This is a genomic window from Pontibacter pamirensis (assembly GCF_010015475.1).
GTDB lineage: Bacteria > Bacteroidota > Bacteroidia > Cytophagales > Hymenobacteraceae > Pontibacter > Pontibacter pamirensis.
Map to the genome: position 1 here is coordinate 61,285 of NZ_SSNI01000007.1, position 17,009 is coordinate 78,293.

Genomic DNA, 17,009 nt, shown 5'->3' on the forward strand with positions numbered 1-17,009 from the left:
GCCTATAGTTTACTTGTTTTTAATACTTCAAATAAGTTCGGCAGCACGTTTTCTTGCCTCCTTATCTGTACTAACATAGTCCTCGTAAGAAGGATTCGCAATATACGCAACTTTTGCCAGACAGCTTTCGATGACATCTGACATTTGCAGGAAGCCTACTTCATCGCGCAGAAAGGCACTAACTACCACCTCGTTAGCTGCGTTGAGGATACAGGGCATGTTGCCACCTTTCTCCATCGCATCAAAGGCCAGCTGCAGGTTCCGGAACGTTTTCAGATCCGGCTGCTCAAAGGTCAGCTGCGGGTAATCCATAAAGCTGAACCGCGGAAAATCCGACTTCAGGCGCTGCGGATACGCCAGTGCATACTGTATCGGCAGCTTCATATCCGGCAGACCAAGCTGCGCTTTGATAGAACCGTCCTCGAACTGCACCAGCGAGTGTATAATAGACTGCGGATGCACCACCACCTCTATCTGCTCGTTGCGCAAGCCAAACAGCCACTTCGCCTCAATCACCTCCAGCCCTTTGTTCATCAGAGAGGCAGAATCGATGGTGATTTTGGCGCCCATCTCCCAGTTCGGGTGCTTGAGCGCCTGCGCCTTTGTTACCTTCGCCAGTTCTTCCGTGGTGCGTCCTCTAAACGGTCCTCCTGAGGCCGTCAGTATAATCTTCTCGATTGGATTATGAAATTCTCCTGTAAGGCACTGGAAAATAGCACTGTGCTCTGAGTCTACAGGATATATGTTCACCCCATATTCCTTCGCCAAGCCTGTTACCAGCTGCCCTGCCACTACCAGCGTCTCTTTGTTTGCTAGGGCAATTTGCTTGCCAGCTTTTATAGCCCGAATGGTAGGTTGCAAGCCTTCATAACCTACCATGGCCGTGAGCACCATGTCCACGGTGCCCATTTCTACCACCGAGCAAAGGGCATTGGTTCCGGCATACACTTTCACATCTGCCTGCTGCAGCGCGTCTCGCACCTGCTCGTACAGGTCTTCTCTAGCAATAACAACAGCATTGGGTTTAAACTCCAGTGCCTGCTGAATCAGCAGGTCGGCATTGCTGTGGGCAGTAATCACCTCCACTTCAAAGCTTTCAGGGTTGGCTTTTATTACATCTAACGCCTGTGTACCAATGGAACCGGTGGAGCCTAATATGGCTATTCTCTTCATTTTATCTACTTAAGACACAAGCCATTGCACGCTCGGTTTGTGCCGGTTTTAATTGTTTTCTTCAGGTGAACAGCCGCTATGCTTTCAAATTTGATGAAGTATCTGTCCGAAATGGATTTAAATTATGCTGTCACCCTGAAAGGAACTTGTGACTGAATCTTCAAGCTGTTGATTTCGCCAATAGGATTCTTCCAGAAAGACTGTACGCTGTCCGATTACCCTTTCAATATTTTAATTTGCTGACTTTCAGCAAGCCGTCTGCTAACTTGCGGTCGTTGCTGAGCCGGGGCACTTTGTTCTGCCCGCCCAACTTGCCCTGCGACTTCATGTATTCGCGGAAGGTGCCTGGCGGGAGCGGGGTAACTTTAAGCTGCTGGAGGATATTGCCTTTGATTAAATCGTAGTAGTATGAGTTCAGCTTCTGCAATTGCTCGTCCAGTTCTTTCGCGAAAGCATCCAGGTTGTGTGGTGCGCGTGCAAATTCTACCAGCCACTCGTGATAAGACTGGCCGTGGCTCTGGCTCACGAAGGGGGCAACTGTAAACTCAATTAGCTCTACATTGGTGAACTTTGCCATCGTCAGCTTCATCGCCTTCTCCACCTCCTCGCCTATCACGTGCTCGCCAAATGCAGAGATAAAGTGCTTGATGCGCCCACTCACAATCAGCTTATAGGGCTTTACAGAGGTAAACTTCACCGTGTCTCCAATAGAATAGCCCCAAAGGCCGGCATTGCTGCTGATAACAAGCGCATAGTTCACGCCTACCTCTACCTCCCCGATGGTGAGGCGGGTGGGGTTTTCGTTGAAGAACTCCTCCGTAGGGATAAACTCATAGAAGATACCAGAGTTCAGCAACAGCAGCAGCCCACTGTCGTTCTGCTTGTCCTGGTAAGCAAAAAAGCCCTCTGAAGCCGGAAACAGCTCAATGGAATCGACCTGCCTGCCAACTGACTCAAATAGCTTTTTACGGTATGGCTCAAAGTTAACGCCTCCATACACGAAAAGCCGGAAGTTCGGGAAGATGTCTTTGATGGGTTTCCCTGTCTGCCGTATCAGCTTATCGAAGTACATCTGCACCCAAGGCGGAATGCCCGAGATGAGCGTCATGTTCTGGTCAATGGTCTCTTCAATGATCTGGTCCAGCTTCGTTTCCCAATCTTCAATGCAATTGGTCTCGTAACTCGGTAGCTGGTTCGTGCGCAGGTAACCCGGCACGTGGTGGTTGGCTATACCTGACAAACGGCCCGTGTGTATGCCGCCCACTTCCTCTAATACAGGGCTTCCGGACAGGAATATCAGCTTACCATCCAGGAACTGAGAGCGTCCTGTTTCAAATACATAAGCCAATAATGCGTCGCGGGCACCATCTATATGGTTCGATATAGAATCGCGGGTAATGGGAATATACTTGGTACCCGAGGTAGTGCCCGAGGTTTTAGCGAGGTACAAAGGTTTCCCGGGCCACAACACATCCTTCTCCCCTTGTTTTACCTGAGTAAAATAGCCTTTCAATCCCTCATAATCACGCACAGGAACAGCCTTTACAAAATCGGCATGCGATTTTATGCCGGGAAAACCATGATCGCGGCCAAAGCGGGTGTGCTGCGCTTTATGCAGGATATTTTTAAAAATTGTCTGCTGTGCCTCCACCGGGTTATCTATCCAGCTTTGATGCTTTCTGTGCACATAAGCGGCCAATGGCTTGCTCAACAATGCTTTTACACCCATACAACTCCTTTTGATGTGAGGTAAAGATAAATAGTTAAAGCGGCATTGTCATAATCCGGCAGGAAGATAGAATTATTAAGTAAATCTACATGGTATAACTGTACATGCCACAAGGCTTCTATACATGGAATAAATCATTAGTGAAAGGAGGCAAAACCTTGGTTCTGACAGCACCCATGCCATATTTTTGTCTTTTTATCTATCCTGAGCAATGTTTCTTTTAGAAAGTTCAAAACCTCCTGCACCAGTTTAAGTTTATACTATTATCTATTATACTATAAAAACATTATACTATAAAAACCATAAAACTATGAAAAAACACAAAGCAGAAGCAAGATGGAACAAAGGCCTGAAAGACGGCAACGGCGAAGTAAAAACCGGAAATGGTGCCGTACAGGCGAAATACACCTATGCCTCACGCTTTGGCGACAGTACCAGTGGCACCTCGCCGGAGGAGTTGATTGGAGCCGCTCATTCCGGTTGCTTCTCTATGTTCCTGAGCGCCCTGATGGGAAATGAGAACCTATCGCCGGAGTATGTGGAGACAAAGGCAAATGTATACCTTGGTGAAAAAGACGGCGGACCGCTAATTGAGAAGATAGAACTGACTACCGAGGCGAAAGTAGACGGCTTAGACAATGACAAGTTTCAGGAACTGGTGCAGAAAGCGAAAGCCGGTTGCCCAGTGTCGAAAGCGTTGGCATCTGTTCCGGAGATAACGGTGCAGGCAACTCTTAAAGAATAAATTATTATATTGCGGGGAGGCGATACTGAAGCCGCTTATGTTTTACTTTAACCCCTGAATATGGCAGCATCTGGCAGTAGTGCTCGGTCTTCCCTTATTGTGCAGCTTAGCCCTACACGCAGCGCAAAGCTTTCTTTTACGGTACAGATCGTACTCGCGCTTTTCTGGCTCGCCTGGGCATCTGTGTTGCTCTTGTCTCAAAACCCTACAAATGACCAGAATTACTTTTACTATGCCTTCTTTGGGCTGGCAATCGTTTTTCTGGGATATGTAGTCCTGCAAAACACATCTGTGTTTGGAGTGCAGTCTTACATTGAGGTGACGCGGCAGTACATTGTTCAGAAGTTTGGAGTGTTCAGAACTAAGCACATCATACCAATACCAGAAATAAGCGCGGTGCATATTTCGCCGCTGGCGCTTCGTATTACACTAAAGGACGACTCTAAAGTTTATTTAGATCTGAAACAGGTGCGTAAAAAGAAAGACCTTGAGAAGATTAAGACCAAAATCAGGGATTTAGGCGTAGAGCATAACTTTTCGTTAACGGAAACGGCTAACTACACCACTTGACATGCCCAAAATGATATAAAAAAGGCCGGGGCTACATATTAGTGTAGCCCCGGCCTTTTTTATATATACAATATTCGTTTCTGATTAGCCTGCCTTCGACTTAAACTTCTTCTGAAGCTCCTGAATGCTTACTTTAAACTTTTTGTCTGTGTCAATAAGGTCTGACACTGTTTGCACGGAGTGGATTACAGTGCTGTGGTCGCGGCCACCGAAGTGGTAGCCTATGGATTTAAGGGAATGGCTGGTAAACTCTTTTGCAAAATACATGGCTACCTGCCGCGCTGTCACGATCTCTTTCTTCCGCGTTTTGGCTTTCAGCGAGTCTAGGCTCACCTGAAAGTACTCTGCCACTGTTTTCTGGATGAAGTCGAGGTTTACCTCTGTCTCTACATCCTCTATGATATGTTTCAGGGCCTGCTTGGCAAGCTCCAGGTCAATTTCTTTGCGGTTCAGGGACGATTGGGCAATAAGCGAAATCAACACCCCTTCCAGTTCACGTACGTTTGTATCCACGCTGTACGCCAGGTACTCCACCACGTTATCCGGTATGTCAATGCCGTCGCTCTGCATCTTTTTCTGTATGATGGCCATACGCGTCTCGAAGTCAGGGCTCTGCAGGTCAGCGGTCAGGCCCCACTTAAAGCGGGATAAAAGTCGCTCTTCCAGGCCCTTCAGGTCGCGTGGCGGACAGTCGGAAGTCATTACGATCTGCTTGCCGGACTGGTGCAGGTGGTTGAAGATGTGGAAGAACATTTCCTGCGTTTTGTCTTTGCCACTTAGGAATTGTACATCGTCGATGATCAGGATATCCACCAGCAGGTAAAAGTTGGCGAAGTCCTGTACGTTGTTTGTTTTTACCGACTCAATGAACTGGTTTACAAACTTCTCCGACGACACATACAGCACAAACTTATCCGGGTTGCTGTTTTTGATGTGGTTGCCTATGGCCTGCACGAGGTGCGTTTTGCCAAGCCCCACACCGCCATATACCATCAGCGGGTTAAAAGAAGTTGTACCCGGCTTATTCGCCACGGCGAAACCTGCTGAGCGGGCCAGGCGGTTACAGTCTCCCTCAATGTAATTTTCGAAGTTATAAGCCGAGTTCAGCTGCGAGTTCAGGAAGTTCCGGTCAATGGTCTTAGACTCGAAGGGGCTTTTTATAAAGTTTTGCTCCGGCCTGTAAGAGTTAACAACAGCCTGTGGTATTTTCTTTGTGGGTATGTTAACAGTCTGTGGCTTATTTGCTTCGTTGCCACGGTCTATGATAATGGAATACTCCAGGCGGCCTTCGCTGCCCAGTTCCTGATAGATGACCTTCTTTAAGAGCTGCACATAATGCTCCTCCAGCCATTCATAAAAGAATTGGCTAGGCACTTGTATCGTCAGTACACTATCCCGCAGCGATATAGGCTTAATCGGCTCAAACCAAGTTTTAAAACTTTGCTCGCCAATGTTTTCCTTTATCACCTGCAGGCAGTTACTCCATACAGTCGAACAGTCTTTGATCATCCAATTTTCCAAAACGCATAAGTTCCGTTTGAGTGAAACAAACCTCTCCTTAGAGGCAGGGGGGTTACAAATTTGATTAAATATCCTTAAACAAAAAATTATTTTTTTACGAAGTTGTTACAGGTGTGTTAACTGGCAGAGCAGCCGTTCTCACATCTGTTTTCTTCTTCGACCTGCGATTGAAGGCAAAATCAATCCGGCCCAGAAACAAGCCCGACCAACCCACTTGGTTTACCAGCGTCTCGTGGCCGCTCTCATGTTGCACAACCTCAGGCTGTTCAAGGAAAGTATGGGTGTGCGCCCCTAAAACCAGGTCGATGCCTTCTACCTGATTTGCGAGCTTAAGGTCGTCAATTTTTTCCTCTTTGTAACTATACCCTAAGTGTGAAAGGCAAATTATCAGGTTACACTTTTGTTTCCCGCGCAGCTCCTGCACCATCTCCCGCGCCACAGCCACCGGGTCCTGGTAAACTGTTTCGCCAAAGTTATTCTTGCCTACAAGGCCATCCAGCTCAATTCCAAGCCCGAACACGCCAACCCGCACGCCCTGCTTTTCAAAAATTTTGGACGGCTGAAAACGGTCTTTTAAAATTGTACCGGAAAAATCGTAATTGGCTATGATAAACGGGAACGCAGCATTTGGTAACTGGCGCTCCAGCCCCTTCAGGCCGTTATCGAAGTCATGATTACCTAGCGTGGCGGCATCATACTTCATCTCGCTCATCAGCTTAAACTCCAGTTCACCACCGAAGAAGTTGAAGTAAGGAGTGCCCTGCCATATATCACCGGAATCCAGGAGCAGCACATTTGGCTCTTCTTTCCGGATCTGCTCAATCAGGGTGGCCCGGCGCGCCATGCCACCCATACCGCCATATTTGCGGCCATCGTCCGGAAAAGGGTCGATGCGCGAATGCTGGTCGTTGGTATGCAGAATGGTGAGGTTGATGTTTTGTGCCGCCTCTGCCGAGAATGGCAGCCCAAGTAGCGTGACACCAGCCGCCCCAAGTGCTGTGTTTTTCAGGAAGTCTCTTCTGTTAATCATGGTTTTTGAACTTATGGGAGGATGGTTACACGCATGGTTGTGTCGGCACCTATCGGTTGACCTTTTGCTGTCAGCTGCCGGATTTGCTGCATAATGGCATCCCGCATCATGATACCTACCTTCTCTGATTTCAATGCTTTTTTGAACACACTCAGATTATCACCACCACCCGCTAAATAATCGGACGTAACAATTGTATAATTTTGGCTGAGGTCCAGTGGCTCGCCACCAATCATTATATCAATTGCCTTGCCATTCTGCACCGTGAAGGTGGCATTCGCGATGGGCGCATAGCGCGCCTCGGCGGCAATGTCAAAAAACTCTTTCACGGTGTTTCCGTCCAGAGTCAGCACAACCAGTTCGTTCTCGAAGGGCATCAGCTCGAAAATAGTACCCACCTTCACCGAACCCATCGGAACAGGCACGCGCAAGCCGCCATTGGTGGTGGTAGCCATGTCTATCTGTCCGTCATACAGGCTTCTGGACTGCTCCAGCATCAGGTCTACCACAAAATTGCCTAAAGGAGACTGATAGTCGGCCTTTCCTAACTCCACTGGGGCCGTGCCTATGATTTCCTCCATCTTGGCTGTTACCTGCTCCCGGTAGGGCGCAATCCGGGCCTCATATTGCGGGTCGGCGGCAATGGTTTTATCTACCGGCACATCAGTCTCTGCCAGGCTGGGCGAAGCGACCCAGGTGCGCTGGCACGAAGCCAGGCTGAGGGCCAGTAGCAGAGCGGCTGTGGTTTTTGAAAAATAACAGGTCATGTGTTTATTCTGAAATTGTACTCAAAGTTATCAGCCTCTGCAACACTTACCAAACGGAGTAGGTTCGGCTATAAAACTTTACAGCCGATTCCCTTGAAAAAGAGTATAAATATTTTTATATTTCTCTACTGATTAGTGTTGAAACTTGGTATCTTGTGTTAAACTACCAACACTTCTCTTCTATGAAAGCAAAATTGATCGTTAGCGCCTTAGCACTGCTCCTGCTGCCGCTGTTTGTAAATGCCACGCACATAGCGGGCGGTTACATCAGCTACTCTGTAGACCCGCAGAATCCGCGCATGTACCACTTTACCCAAACCATCTATAAGGATATTGCTTCTTCCGCAGACGAACCAATAATCAATGTTAGTATGGGAGATGGTAATACAGTAGAAGTACCCCGCATGGAGGTAAAAGCATATAGCAAACAATATAGTGTTGATACATATATCTGGAGCTATGCCTATGCTACTACCGGTGACTTTATTGTAGTTTATACACGCACAGGCAGGAACTTAAATCAAATCAATATCCCCGCACCATCAGACCAAAAGTCCTTTTATATCTACACGAATGTAAAAGTAAACCCGCTTTTGGTAAATAATAATGGAGTTAAGCTTGCCAGCACACCACTTTTTGTGGCTTACACCGGAGAAGAAACAAAGCACAATTTTATCTCTTATGATGCTGATGGAGATAAACTGACTTATGCTTTGGTCATTCCTAAAGAGGGTACTGCAGAAGGAAGTGGCATGAACATACCGGGTTATTCATTTCCGGAAGGGCTCACAATAGATAAGTTTGGAGAACTACGTTGGAGGGCGCCAGCACTGAAAGGTGAGTATGCCGTAGCTGTCAAAATCACAGAACATCGCAATGGGCAACCCATCGGGTACACCGTAATTGATTTTAATTTCCATGTAATAGATCGTGCACAGCAGCCCACGCTCACACTACTGAACCAGGACAGGCTTGTTGTAAATTATGATGGTTCTATACTTGCCCGCCCCGACCAGCCATTTAAACTGGAGTATTTCCTGAGAAACGTAGCGGGCGCTAACTTTTCACTTTATGCCAGGCAGTTCAGTGACCTTGACACCTTAGACCTTGCCTCTCCCAATGTTGTGATGCGTGATTCTGCAGGCGGGCAAGCTGTCACCCTCACTTTCACCCCTGCTGCTGACCTCGTGCGCCAGGAGCCTTACATTATTGGGATGCGCGGACAAGCAGATATTGGTCCTGAACAGGGAACGTATTATCAGCCTCACTATTTCGACTGGAGCTACGCCTACCTTGTAGTAGGAGAACAGCAACCAACGTCAACTGAGGGAGAGCTTGCCAAGGCAGGATTTCTTCTTTACCCCAACCCCGTTTCTAATAGATTCGTGATAGAGGCTCCGGACATGCCTGCCATGCGCATGCAACTGATTGATGCAACAGGAAAGGCAGTAGGCGTACTCTCGCTCAAACCCGGCAGTAACCATTTAACGAAGCCCGCCGCTCTGGCTGGCGGCTTATACTTCTATACCATCACCAGCCGCCATAAACCGATAGGCACTGGCAGATTGGTGGTGCAATAACAGTAAAGGCAGCTCAAAAGGCTGCCTTTACTGTTATTATAACTTATGTTGTGCAAAAGTCCTAGCGGGACAAACTGTTGATAGCCTAATAATGTGAAAGCAAATTAGCTCCAGGGGAGCCGCCTGTGAATAAAAGTAAACAGGTCGCTCCTCTGGAGCTAAAGCTTAACAAAATTATTTTCTATCAACAGATCGTCCCGCTGGGACTTCAGCTTGAAATTAAGTTTGCGCAATTACCGCCTGTTACAAGCCTACGCTGCTTTTGCTTTTCCCTCTTCCCTCCATGTAATTCAGCGTTAGAGCTGTGAGCGTCTTCACGCCCAGTTTCATACCGCTTTCATCTATAAAGAAGTCAGGGGTATGATGAGGCGCTACCTCTTCCGGCTTTTTCCCCTTGGTCATACCGCCCACAAACACGAACAGTCCCGGAATCTTCTCCTGGTAAAAAGAGAAATCTTCTGCACCCGTTACAGCCTTGCTTAAAATCACGTTGTCGCGCCCCGCCACCGACTGCAAAGTAGGCAGCATTCTATCTGTCAGGGCAGGATCGTTGTAGGTAACCGGCGTCTGCGGAATGATGGTAACTTCGGCCGTGGCACCGGCACTTTCAGCAATCTTGGTAGCCGTGAGCCGGATCTTCTCGTGTATCTTCTGTTGCATCTCGGTGTCGAGCGCCCGGATAGTACCTTCCATCTGCACCTCCTCCGGAATAATGTTATTGCGCACGCCACCGTGAATCATACCCACTGTCACCACGGCAGCCTCTTCCGGCAGCTCTGTCTGGCGGCTAATGATAGTTTGCAGGCCGTTAATGATCTGTGCTGACGTAACAATAGGGTCTACACCACCCCACGGGTAAGCCCCGTGTACCTGCTTTCCTTTTACTTTGATTTTAAACACATCAGCACTGGCCATAGTACCGCCCGGCCTGTACTTAATCTTACCCACTTCGGTTTGAGAATTGATGTGCAGGCCGAATATAACTTCCGGCTTTGGCCCCTTCTCCAGCACACCTTCTTTTACCATCAGCTTTGCTCCTCCTTCTTCCCCTTCAGGCACACCTTCTTCGGCTGGCTGAAAGATAAACTTTACGGTGCCTTTCAGGTCCTGCCGCATGCCGGAAAGCACTTCGGCGGCACCCAACAGCATGGCAATATGGGTATCATGCCCGCAGGCGTGCATCACTCCTACTTCCTGGCCATTATAAACTCCCTTGGCTTTGGAGGCAAAAGGCACATCCGTTCGCTCCGTTACCGGCAGTCCGTCAATATCAGCCCGCAGCGCTACCACTGGCCCTGGTTTGCCGCCTTTCAGGATACCGACCACGCCAGTATGCGCCACACCGGTTTCTACCTCGATACCAAACTTCTTCAGTTGCGCTGCAATTTTAGCAGCCGTTTCTGTTTCATGGTTCCCGAGCTCCGGGTGCGCGTGGAAATCACGGCGCCACTCAATTACCTTCGGCTCTACTTTATCGGCCATGCTGTTTGCTTTCGCTACTAACCTGCTATCCTGCGCCATGGCGGGTGCAGCCAGCAGCACCAGCCCCGCTGCCACCAGCAGCGTGCGCCTGCTCCAATTATTATTCCTGATCATGTTTCTCTTTTAAGTGAAGGTTTGAAGATACTGATTTTTCCTTTTGCTGCTACAGTTCTTCTTCTACCGCTATGCAAACCACCTACGCCTCCGGCTGGTTCACTGGCGCAGCATATTTCCTTGGATGCAGGTTCTAAAGCAGAAGGTACCAATCAGTTAAATAATGAGTAAAGTCTAAACCTGGCACCGGAATTTATCCGGCGCCAGGAAACGAACTTTCTAACCTTCTAACTCTTTAACTATCTAACTTCCCAACCCCTCTCTTTCCCGTACAACAAACCATGCTTCGAAAATGGAAAGAACTCGTCCGGAAACTAAAGGAGGACATATTTACGCTATACCTGGCTTCCCAGGACCCGCGCATACCTTTTGCGGCAAAGGTCGTGATGGTCATTACGGTGGCCTATGCCTTCAGCCCAATTGACCTGATCCCTGACTTTATACCGTTACTGGGCTACCTCGACGACCTGCTGATTCTGCCGCTGGGCATCTGGCTGTCTATCAAACTAGTACCGCAACGCCTGCTGGACCATTACCGGAAGCTGGCAAAGGAGCAGATGCACGAACGGAAACCCAACTATGTCATGGCAGCCGTAATTGTGATTGTATGGCTGCTGATTGGCTATTGGATGTACCAAGCCTACATGAACCGAATCGATTAATTTCTGTTTTATCCGCCCTTATAGGGCCACAGCCGCACATTTACTTCGTAGAGTAAAAAGTATATCTTTACAACACACATGAACGAAAGCAACATGACCGACGAGCAGCAGCATGCGCAGGGCCTTTTCCCGGAGTTTAAACCTGTAACGGCAGCCGACTGGGAGCAGAAAGCACGGAAAGACCTGCGCGACACGCCCCTCGAAAACCTGACCTGGCACACCTACGAAGGCATTGATGTAAAGCCATACTATGCAGCAGAAGATATTGCCGGACTTCCCTTTCTGAAGCAAAAGCCGGGGAACTTCCCTTTTCTTCGTGGCAACAAATCAGGTGATAACAGCTGGCTAAACATACAAAAGATAAAGGTAGCGGATGATGGCCACTCCGCTATTGACAAAGCCGCGGATGCGTTACGCAGAGGGGCTGACGGCATTCATTTTGTAATACAGCAGCATGAAGTGTTTGATATAGACTACCTCATCAATCAGATTGACCTTAGCAAACATACCGTTAGCTATACCCTGCAGGAGCAGCCCAAGAGCTTTTTGAAGGGCCTATATGCTGCTTTAAAGGAAAAGAAAGTATCGCACCGCAACCTGCACGGATTCGTGAACTACGACCCAATGACAGGCAAAGGCTCCTTGACGCATGACGAAAATAAAAACATCATACAGGTGCTTGACCTGACCAAAGACAGCAGCGATTTTTACGGTATAACGGTAGACGGCACCAACTTTAGCAGCATCGGGGCTTCTGTTACACAAGAGATTGCCTACACCATTAGCGCTGCAGTAGCCTATGTGCACCGTCTCACGAAGGCCGGGGAGCATCTTTCGTCGGTGCTGCGCAACATGCAGTTTAGTATGGCTGCAGGCACCAATTATTTCTTTGAGGTCGTGAAACTGCGCGTTATCCGCCTGCTGTGGGCGGCCGTGGTAGAGGCCTACCAGGCAGAACCTGCGTTTGCAGGGAAGCTGCGCATACACAGCAGCACCTCCAGCTGGTTCCAGACCACTCTCGACCCTTACATGAACATGCTGCGTGTGACCACAGAGGCTATGTCGGCGGTAATGGCCGGTTGTGATTCTCTTACAGTTGAACCATTCGACAGCACATTTGAGAAACCGGGCGAGTTCTCAGAGCGAATCGCCCGCAATGTGTCCATCATACTAAAAGAGGAGGCTTATTTAGACAAGGCCCTCGACCCTGCCGCCGGCTCCTATTACCTTGAGTCGCTGACAAATGAACTGGCCAGCAGTGCCTGGGAACTGTTTAAGAAGGTAGAAGGGCAGGGAGGCTTTGAAGCTGCCTATGACAGCGGGTTTATACTGGGCAGCATTACAGAGGTAAGCCGCAGGAAGTTCCGGAATGTTGCCACTGGCCGTGATGTGCTGGTGGGCACAAACAAATACCCGAACCCAAAGGAGAAGATTGATTTCGACCCGGAAGCTCTTATCCAGAGCGCTGATTTTGACACCACCCGTGCCGCCTACCCTACGGAGGTGATGCGGATGGCCACAGAGCTGCACCTGCGCAAACGCAAACGACGCCCCAAAGCGGTTGTGGCTGTTATCGGGCAGGCGGTGCAGCGTCACGTAAACGCGACCTTTGCGCAGGAGTTCTTCAGCTGTGCCGGGTTTGACACGACGGTAGAGCAGTTCGACTCTGTAGAAGGCGCCTCAAACAGACTCACGCATGCCGCAGCCGAGGTCGTGGTGATTTCCGCATCCGAGAAGGCTTATGTGAACGAGTTTGGATCAAGGTTACGAAATCATCATGCAAAACCAACCATTATTCTGGCCGATGATCCGCAGCAAATGAAGGAAGAAATGGTCGCCTACGGGTATGATGACTTCATATTTGATGGCTGCGATATGTCTACCCTTATGGAGCTCATTCACAAAAGACTACATGATGCAGAAGGCGATGGCAATGCTTGATGTTCCCCATAGCGAGGCTGTGCAGGCAGTGCAACAGTCGCTTGATGCCCAGGTGCAAGCCTGGAACAGTGGTGACTTGGAAAAGGCCATGACCTTCTACTGGAACTCTCCGGAAATGCTATGGATAAGCAAAGCCGGCGTAGAAAGAGGTTACCAGGAAGTACTGGATATGTTCCGGACTGATTTTGCTGACCCCAGCCTAATGGGTACCTATACCTATGAGCCGCTACACATTGAGCACCTATCACCTGAAGCGGTGTTCTACGTTTTCCGGTGGAAAATCGAAAAAGACGATGCCATACTAATGGGCGGCGTCTCCTCGCAACTTTGGAAAAAAGTAGAAGGCAGGTGGGTTGCCACGTCCGAACACGCGAGTTGAAATCGTTGTTCGTTGCCTGTTTTTCGTTGTTCGTAAAAACAAAAGAGAGGAGACGTAGCATGTTGTTCAGCTAAGTCTTATGCCTTTCATCTAATATCTAACGTCTAAATATGAAGCCTGACTTTTCTAAAATAGATATAAATAAAGTAGCTGCTGCGGATAAAGGCCCGAAGGCTCCGACAGGGGCTAAGCCCTGGAAAACCCCTGAGCAGATAGAGGTAAAAAGCTTTTATACGGCGGAGGATGCACAGGCTTTTGAACACACAGGCTTTGCAGCTGGCTTGCCGCCCTACCTGCGTGGCCCCTACAGCACTATGTATGTGCAAAGACCCTGGACTATCCGCCAATATGCTGGTTTCTCTACCGCTGAGGAGTCCAACGCGTTCTATCGCCGCAATCTGGCCGGTGGCCAGAAAGGCTTGTCGGTTGCATTCGACCTGGCCACACACCGCGGCTACGACTCCGACCACCCGCGCGTGGAGGGTGATGTGGGCAAAGCCGGCGTAGCCATTGACTCGGTGGAGGACATGAAAATCCTCTTCGACCAGATTCCACTGGATAAGATGTCGGTGTCGATGACCATGAATGGAGCGGTGCTGCCGATTATGGCTTTTTACATTGTGGCAGCCGAAGAGCAGGGCGTGAAGCCGGAGCAGTTGAATGGCACCATCCAAAACGACATCCTGAAGGAGTTTATGGTGCGCAACACCTATATTTATCCGCCCGAGCCGAGCATGAAAATCATTGCGGATATCTTTGAGTTCTCTTCTAAGAATATGCCTCGCTTCAACTCTATCTCTATCTCCGGTTATCACATGCAGGAAGCCGGTGCTACCGCAGACATTGAACTGGCATATACCCTGGCGGATGGCTTGGAATATGTGCGTACTGGTCTGCAGGCAGGTATGGACATAGATGACTTTGCGCCGCGCTTATCCTTTTTCTGGGCCGTCGGCATGAACCATTTCATGGAGATTGCCAAAATGCGTGCTGCCCGTATGCTGTGGGCCAAAATCATCAGGCAGTTCAACCCGAAGAACCCCAAATCGCTGGCATTGCGCACGCACTGCCAGACCTCCGGTTGGAGCCTGACAGAACAAGACCCGTTCAACAACGTGACCCGCACCTGCGTGGAAGCGCTGGCCGCTGCCTTAGGTGGCACACAAAGCCTCCACACCAATGCCCTGGACGAGGCTATAGCACTGCCAACAGATTTCTCTGCCCGTATCGCCCGCAACACGCAAATTTACTTGCAGCAGGAAACCAACATCAACAAAGTAGTGGACCCCTGGGGTGGCTCTTACTATGTGGAGGCCCTGACGCATGAAATTGCACACAAGGCATGGACGCTGATTCAGGAGGTAGAGGAGTTAGGGGGCATGGCCAAAGCCATAGAAACTGGTTTGCCGAAGATGCGCATCGAAGAGGCCGCCGCCCGCAAGCAGGCGCGTATAGACGCTGGCAAGGATGTGATTGTAGGCGTTAATAAGTATAGGCCAGACCAAATACAAGAAATTGATATTCTGGACATCGACAACACTGTGGTGCGGGAATCGCAGCTGCGCCGCCTGGAGAGTGTCAAGTCTTCCAGAGATGAGGCTAGTGTGCTGCATGCGCTGCAGGCTCTAACAGATGCCGCAGAGTCCGGCACTGGTAACCTGCTGGAGTTAGCTGTGATTGCAGCCCGCCGCCGCGCAACTTTAGGCGAGATCTCAGATGCCCTCGAGAAAGTATTCGGCAGACACAAAGCAACCATTAGAGCAATATCAGGCGTGTATTCCGCAGAACTATCTGACGACGAAAATTTCGAGCAAGCAAAAGCCTTAGCCGACAAGTTTGAGACACTGGAGGGCCGCCGCCCGCGCATCATGGTTGCCAAAATGGGCCAGGATGGTCACGACCGCGGCTCCAAAGTCATTGCCACCTCCTTCGCTGACCTCGGCTTTGATGTGGACATAGGCCCGCTGTTCCAGACGCCAGCCGAAGTAGCCATGCAGGCCGCCGAAAACGACGTGCACGTGGTGGGTGTTTCCTCGCTGGCAGCCGGCCACAAAACACTGGTACCGCAATTGATTGCAGAACTCCGCAAACTGGACCGTGAAGACATCATGGTCATCGTTGGCGGCGTAATCCCAGCCCAGGATTATGACTTCCTGTTTAAGGCTGGTGCAGCAGGCGTGTTTGGCCCGGGTACTATTATCTCAGTAGCCGCACAGAATATACTGGAGAAATTGATGAAGCGGGTGGAGGGGTGATTGTATTCGTTTTATAGTGTAAATCCCATGCTGGCAAATTGGTCAACATGGGATTTTAATTTATATTAGAACCGTAATATATCAACACCCTCTATGGCTATTCCTGATTATCAGACACTGATGCTTCCTCTTCTAAAGTTTGCAGGTGACAAAGAAGAACATGCTACAAAAGATGCGGTAAACTACTTATCAAATGTTTTTGGTTTAACAGATGAAGAGCGGGAAGAAGTAATACCAAGTGGTAAGGAACCTGTTGTAAGAAACCGTACTGGATGGGCTATTACCTATTTTAAGAAGGCGCAGCTATTAGAGGCAACCAGACGTGCTCATTTCAAAATTACGCCACGAGGTTTAGATATATTAGCTTCCAAACCTGATAAAATCAGCAGCAATTTTCTACTTCAGTTTCCAGAGTTCAGGGATTTTAAGAGCATAGATAATACACGCGCTGCTGGAGAAGCAGTTTCTATCAACGAAGATGCTGATAAAACACCGGAAGAGGCAATGGACATAGCGTACTTATCTATCAGAAAGGCACTCGCACAGGAGTTGCTTATTAAAATTCAAAGCTTACCACCCTCTTTTTTTGAAAAGCTTGTGGTGGAACTACTGGTAAAAATGGGATATGGAGGTTCATTGAGAGATGCCGGAAAAGCACTTGGAAAAAGCGGTGACGGTGGCATTGACGGTATAATTAAAGAAGATAAATTAGGCTTAGATGCTATCTATATTCAGGCAAAGCGATGGAATGAAAACAATCCGGTTGGTAGACCCGATGTTCAGGCTTTCGTCGGTGCTTTAGCCATGCACGGAGCAAAGAAAGGCGTTTTCATCACAACCTCACGATTTACGACAGAGGCTCAAGCATACACACCCCGTAATGAAACAAAAATTGTTCTGATAGATGGGGAGCAACTTGCACAATACATGATTGATTATAATTTGGGAGTCACACCTGTTTCAAAATACGAGGTAAAAAGATTAGATATAGATTACTTCGGAGAAGAATAAAATATTCCCTGGCGCCGGTATCCAACCGGTGAAGTATAGTGGGTGTGAGT

At 48.9% G+C, this 17,009-nt stretch carries 14 protein-coding genes; 8 read left to right on the forward strand and 6 right to left on the reverse strand.

Features of this window, described 5'->3' with window-relative positions; genetic code table 11:
- Window positions 1–27 precede the first annotated feature (27 nt).
- Window positions 28–1,173: a 1-deoxy-D-xylulose-5-phosphate reductoisomerase gene (locus E1919_RS08230; RefSeq protein ID WP_162052879.1), complete on the reverse strand. Its 1,146-nt coding sequence runs from the start codon at window positions 1,171–1,173 to the stop codon at window positions 28–30.
- A gap of 223 nt (window positions 1,174–1,396) precedes the next feature.
- Window positions 1,397–2,902: a GH3 auxin-responsive promoter family protein gene (locus tag E1919_RS08235; RefSeq protein WP_162052880.1), complete on the reverse strand. Its 1,506-nt coding sequence runs from the start codon at window positions 2,900–2,902 to the stop codon at window positions 1,397–1,399.
- Between the two features lie 310 nt (window positions 2,903–3,212).
- Between E1919_RS08235 and E1919_RS08240 the strand changes: the two genes are divergently transcribed.
- Entirely contained in the window at window positions 3,213–3,647 is a 435-nt protein-coding gene (locus E1919_RS08240; protein ID WP_162052881.1) for an OsmC family peroxiredoxin, read from the forward strand.
- Between the two features lie 60 nt (window positions 3,648–3,707).
- A complete protein-coding gene (locus tag E1919_RS08245) occupies window positions 3,708–4,217 on the forward strand; it encodes a hypothetical protein (RefSeq protein ID WP_162052882.1) in 510 nt (169 codons plus the stop codon).
- An 84-nt stretch (window positions 4,218–4,301) separates the two neighbouring features.
- Here E1919_RS08245 and dnaA read toward each other — a convergent pair whose 3' ends face one another.
- The 3 genes from dnaA to E1919_RS08260 form a co-directional block, all read right to left on the reverse strand.
- Window positions 4,302–5,726: a chromosomal replication initiator protein DnaA gene (gene dnaA, locus E1919_RS08250; protein ID WP_162052883.1), complete on the reverse strand. Its 1,425-nt coding sequence runs from the start codon at window positions 5,724–5,726 to the stop codon at window positions 4,302–4,304.
- Between the two features lie 106 nt (window positions 5,727–5,832).
- Complete coding sequence (locus E1919_RS08255) at window positions 5,833–6,765, reverse strand: bifunctional metallophosphatase/5'-nucleotidase (protein ID WP_162052983.1); 933 nt, start codon at window positions 6,763–6,765, stop codon at window positions 5,833–5,835.
- Between the two features lie 14 nt (window positions 6,766–6,779).
- Window positions 6,780–7,535 carry a 5'-nucleotidase C-terminal domain-containing protein gene (locus E1919_RS08260; protein ID WP_162052884.1) on the reverse strand — a complete coding sequence of 252 codons (756 nt, stop codon included), beginning with the start codon at window positions 7,533–7,535 and terminating at the stop codon, window positions 6,780–6,782.
- 182 nt (window positions 7,536–7,717) lie between these two features.
- Between E1919_RS08260 and E1919_RS08265 the strand changes: the two genes are divergently transcribed.
- Window positions 7,718–9,115, forward strand: coding sequence for a T9SS type A sorting domain-containing protein (locus E1919_RS08265; protein WP_162052885.1), 1,398 nt, complete (start codon window positions 7,718–7,720; stop codon window positions 9,113–9,115).
- 243 nt (window positions 9,116–9,358) lie between these two features.
- Here E1919_RS08265 and E1919_RS08270 read toward each other — a convergent pair whose 3' ends face one another.
- Window positions 9,359–10,711: an amidohydrolase gene (locus E1919_RS08270; protein WP_162052886.1), complete on the reverse strand. Its 1,353-nt coding sequence runs from the start codon at window positions 10,709–10,711 to the stop codon at window positions 9,359–9,361.
- A gap of 281 nt (window positions 10,712–10,992) precedes the next feature.
- On the opposite strand from E1919_RS08270, the gene E1919_RS08275 reads away from it, so the two are divergent.
- The 5 genes from E1919_RS08275 to E1919_RS08295 all read left to right on the forward strand — a co-directional run bounded on the left by E1919_RS08275 (window position 10,993) and on the right by E1919_RS08295 (window position 16,959).
- Window positions 10,993–11,373, forward strand: a complete 381-nt coding sequence (locus tag E1919_RS08275) for a YkvA family protein (protein WP_162052887.1) — start codon at window positions 10,993–10,995, stop codon at window positions 11,371–11,373.
- A gap of 78 nt (window positions 11,374–11,451) precedes the next feature.
- Window positions 11,452–13,314, forward strand: a complete 1,863-nt coding sequence (locus E1919_RS08280; RefSeq protein ID WP_237144159.1) for a methylmalonyl-CoA mutase family protein — start codon at window positions 11,452–11,454, stop codon at window positions 13,312–13,314.
- On the forward strand, window positions 13,286–13,693 hold the full coding sequence (locus E1919_RS08285) for a YybH family protein (RefSeq protein WP_237144161.1): 408 nt from the start codon (window positions 13,286–13,288) through the stop codon (window positions 13,691–13,693). The genes E1919_RS08280 and E1919_RS08285 overlap by 29 nt, the downstream gene beginning before the upstream one ends.
- Window positions 13,694–13,803: 110 nt before the next feature.
- Entirely contained in the window at window positions 13,804–15,948 is a 2,145-nt protein-coding gene (scpA, locus tag E1919_RS08290) for a methylmalonyl-CoA mutase (protein WP_162052888.1), read from the forward strand.
- A 93-nt stretch (window positions 15,949–16,041) separates the two neighbouring features.
- Window positions 16,042–16,959, forward strand: coding sequence for a restriction endonuclease (locus tag E1919_RS08295; protein ID WP_162052889.1), 918 nt, complete (start codon window positions 16,042–16,044; stop codon window positions 16,957–16,959).
- Window positions 16,960–17,009: the final 50 nt, after the last annotated feature.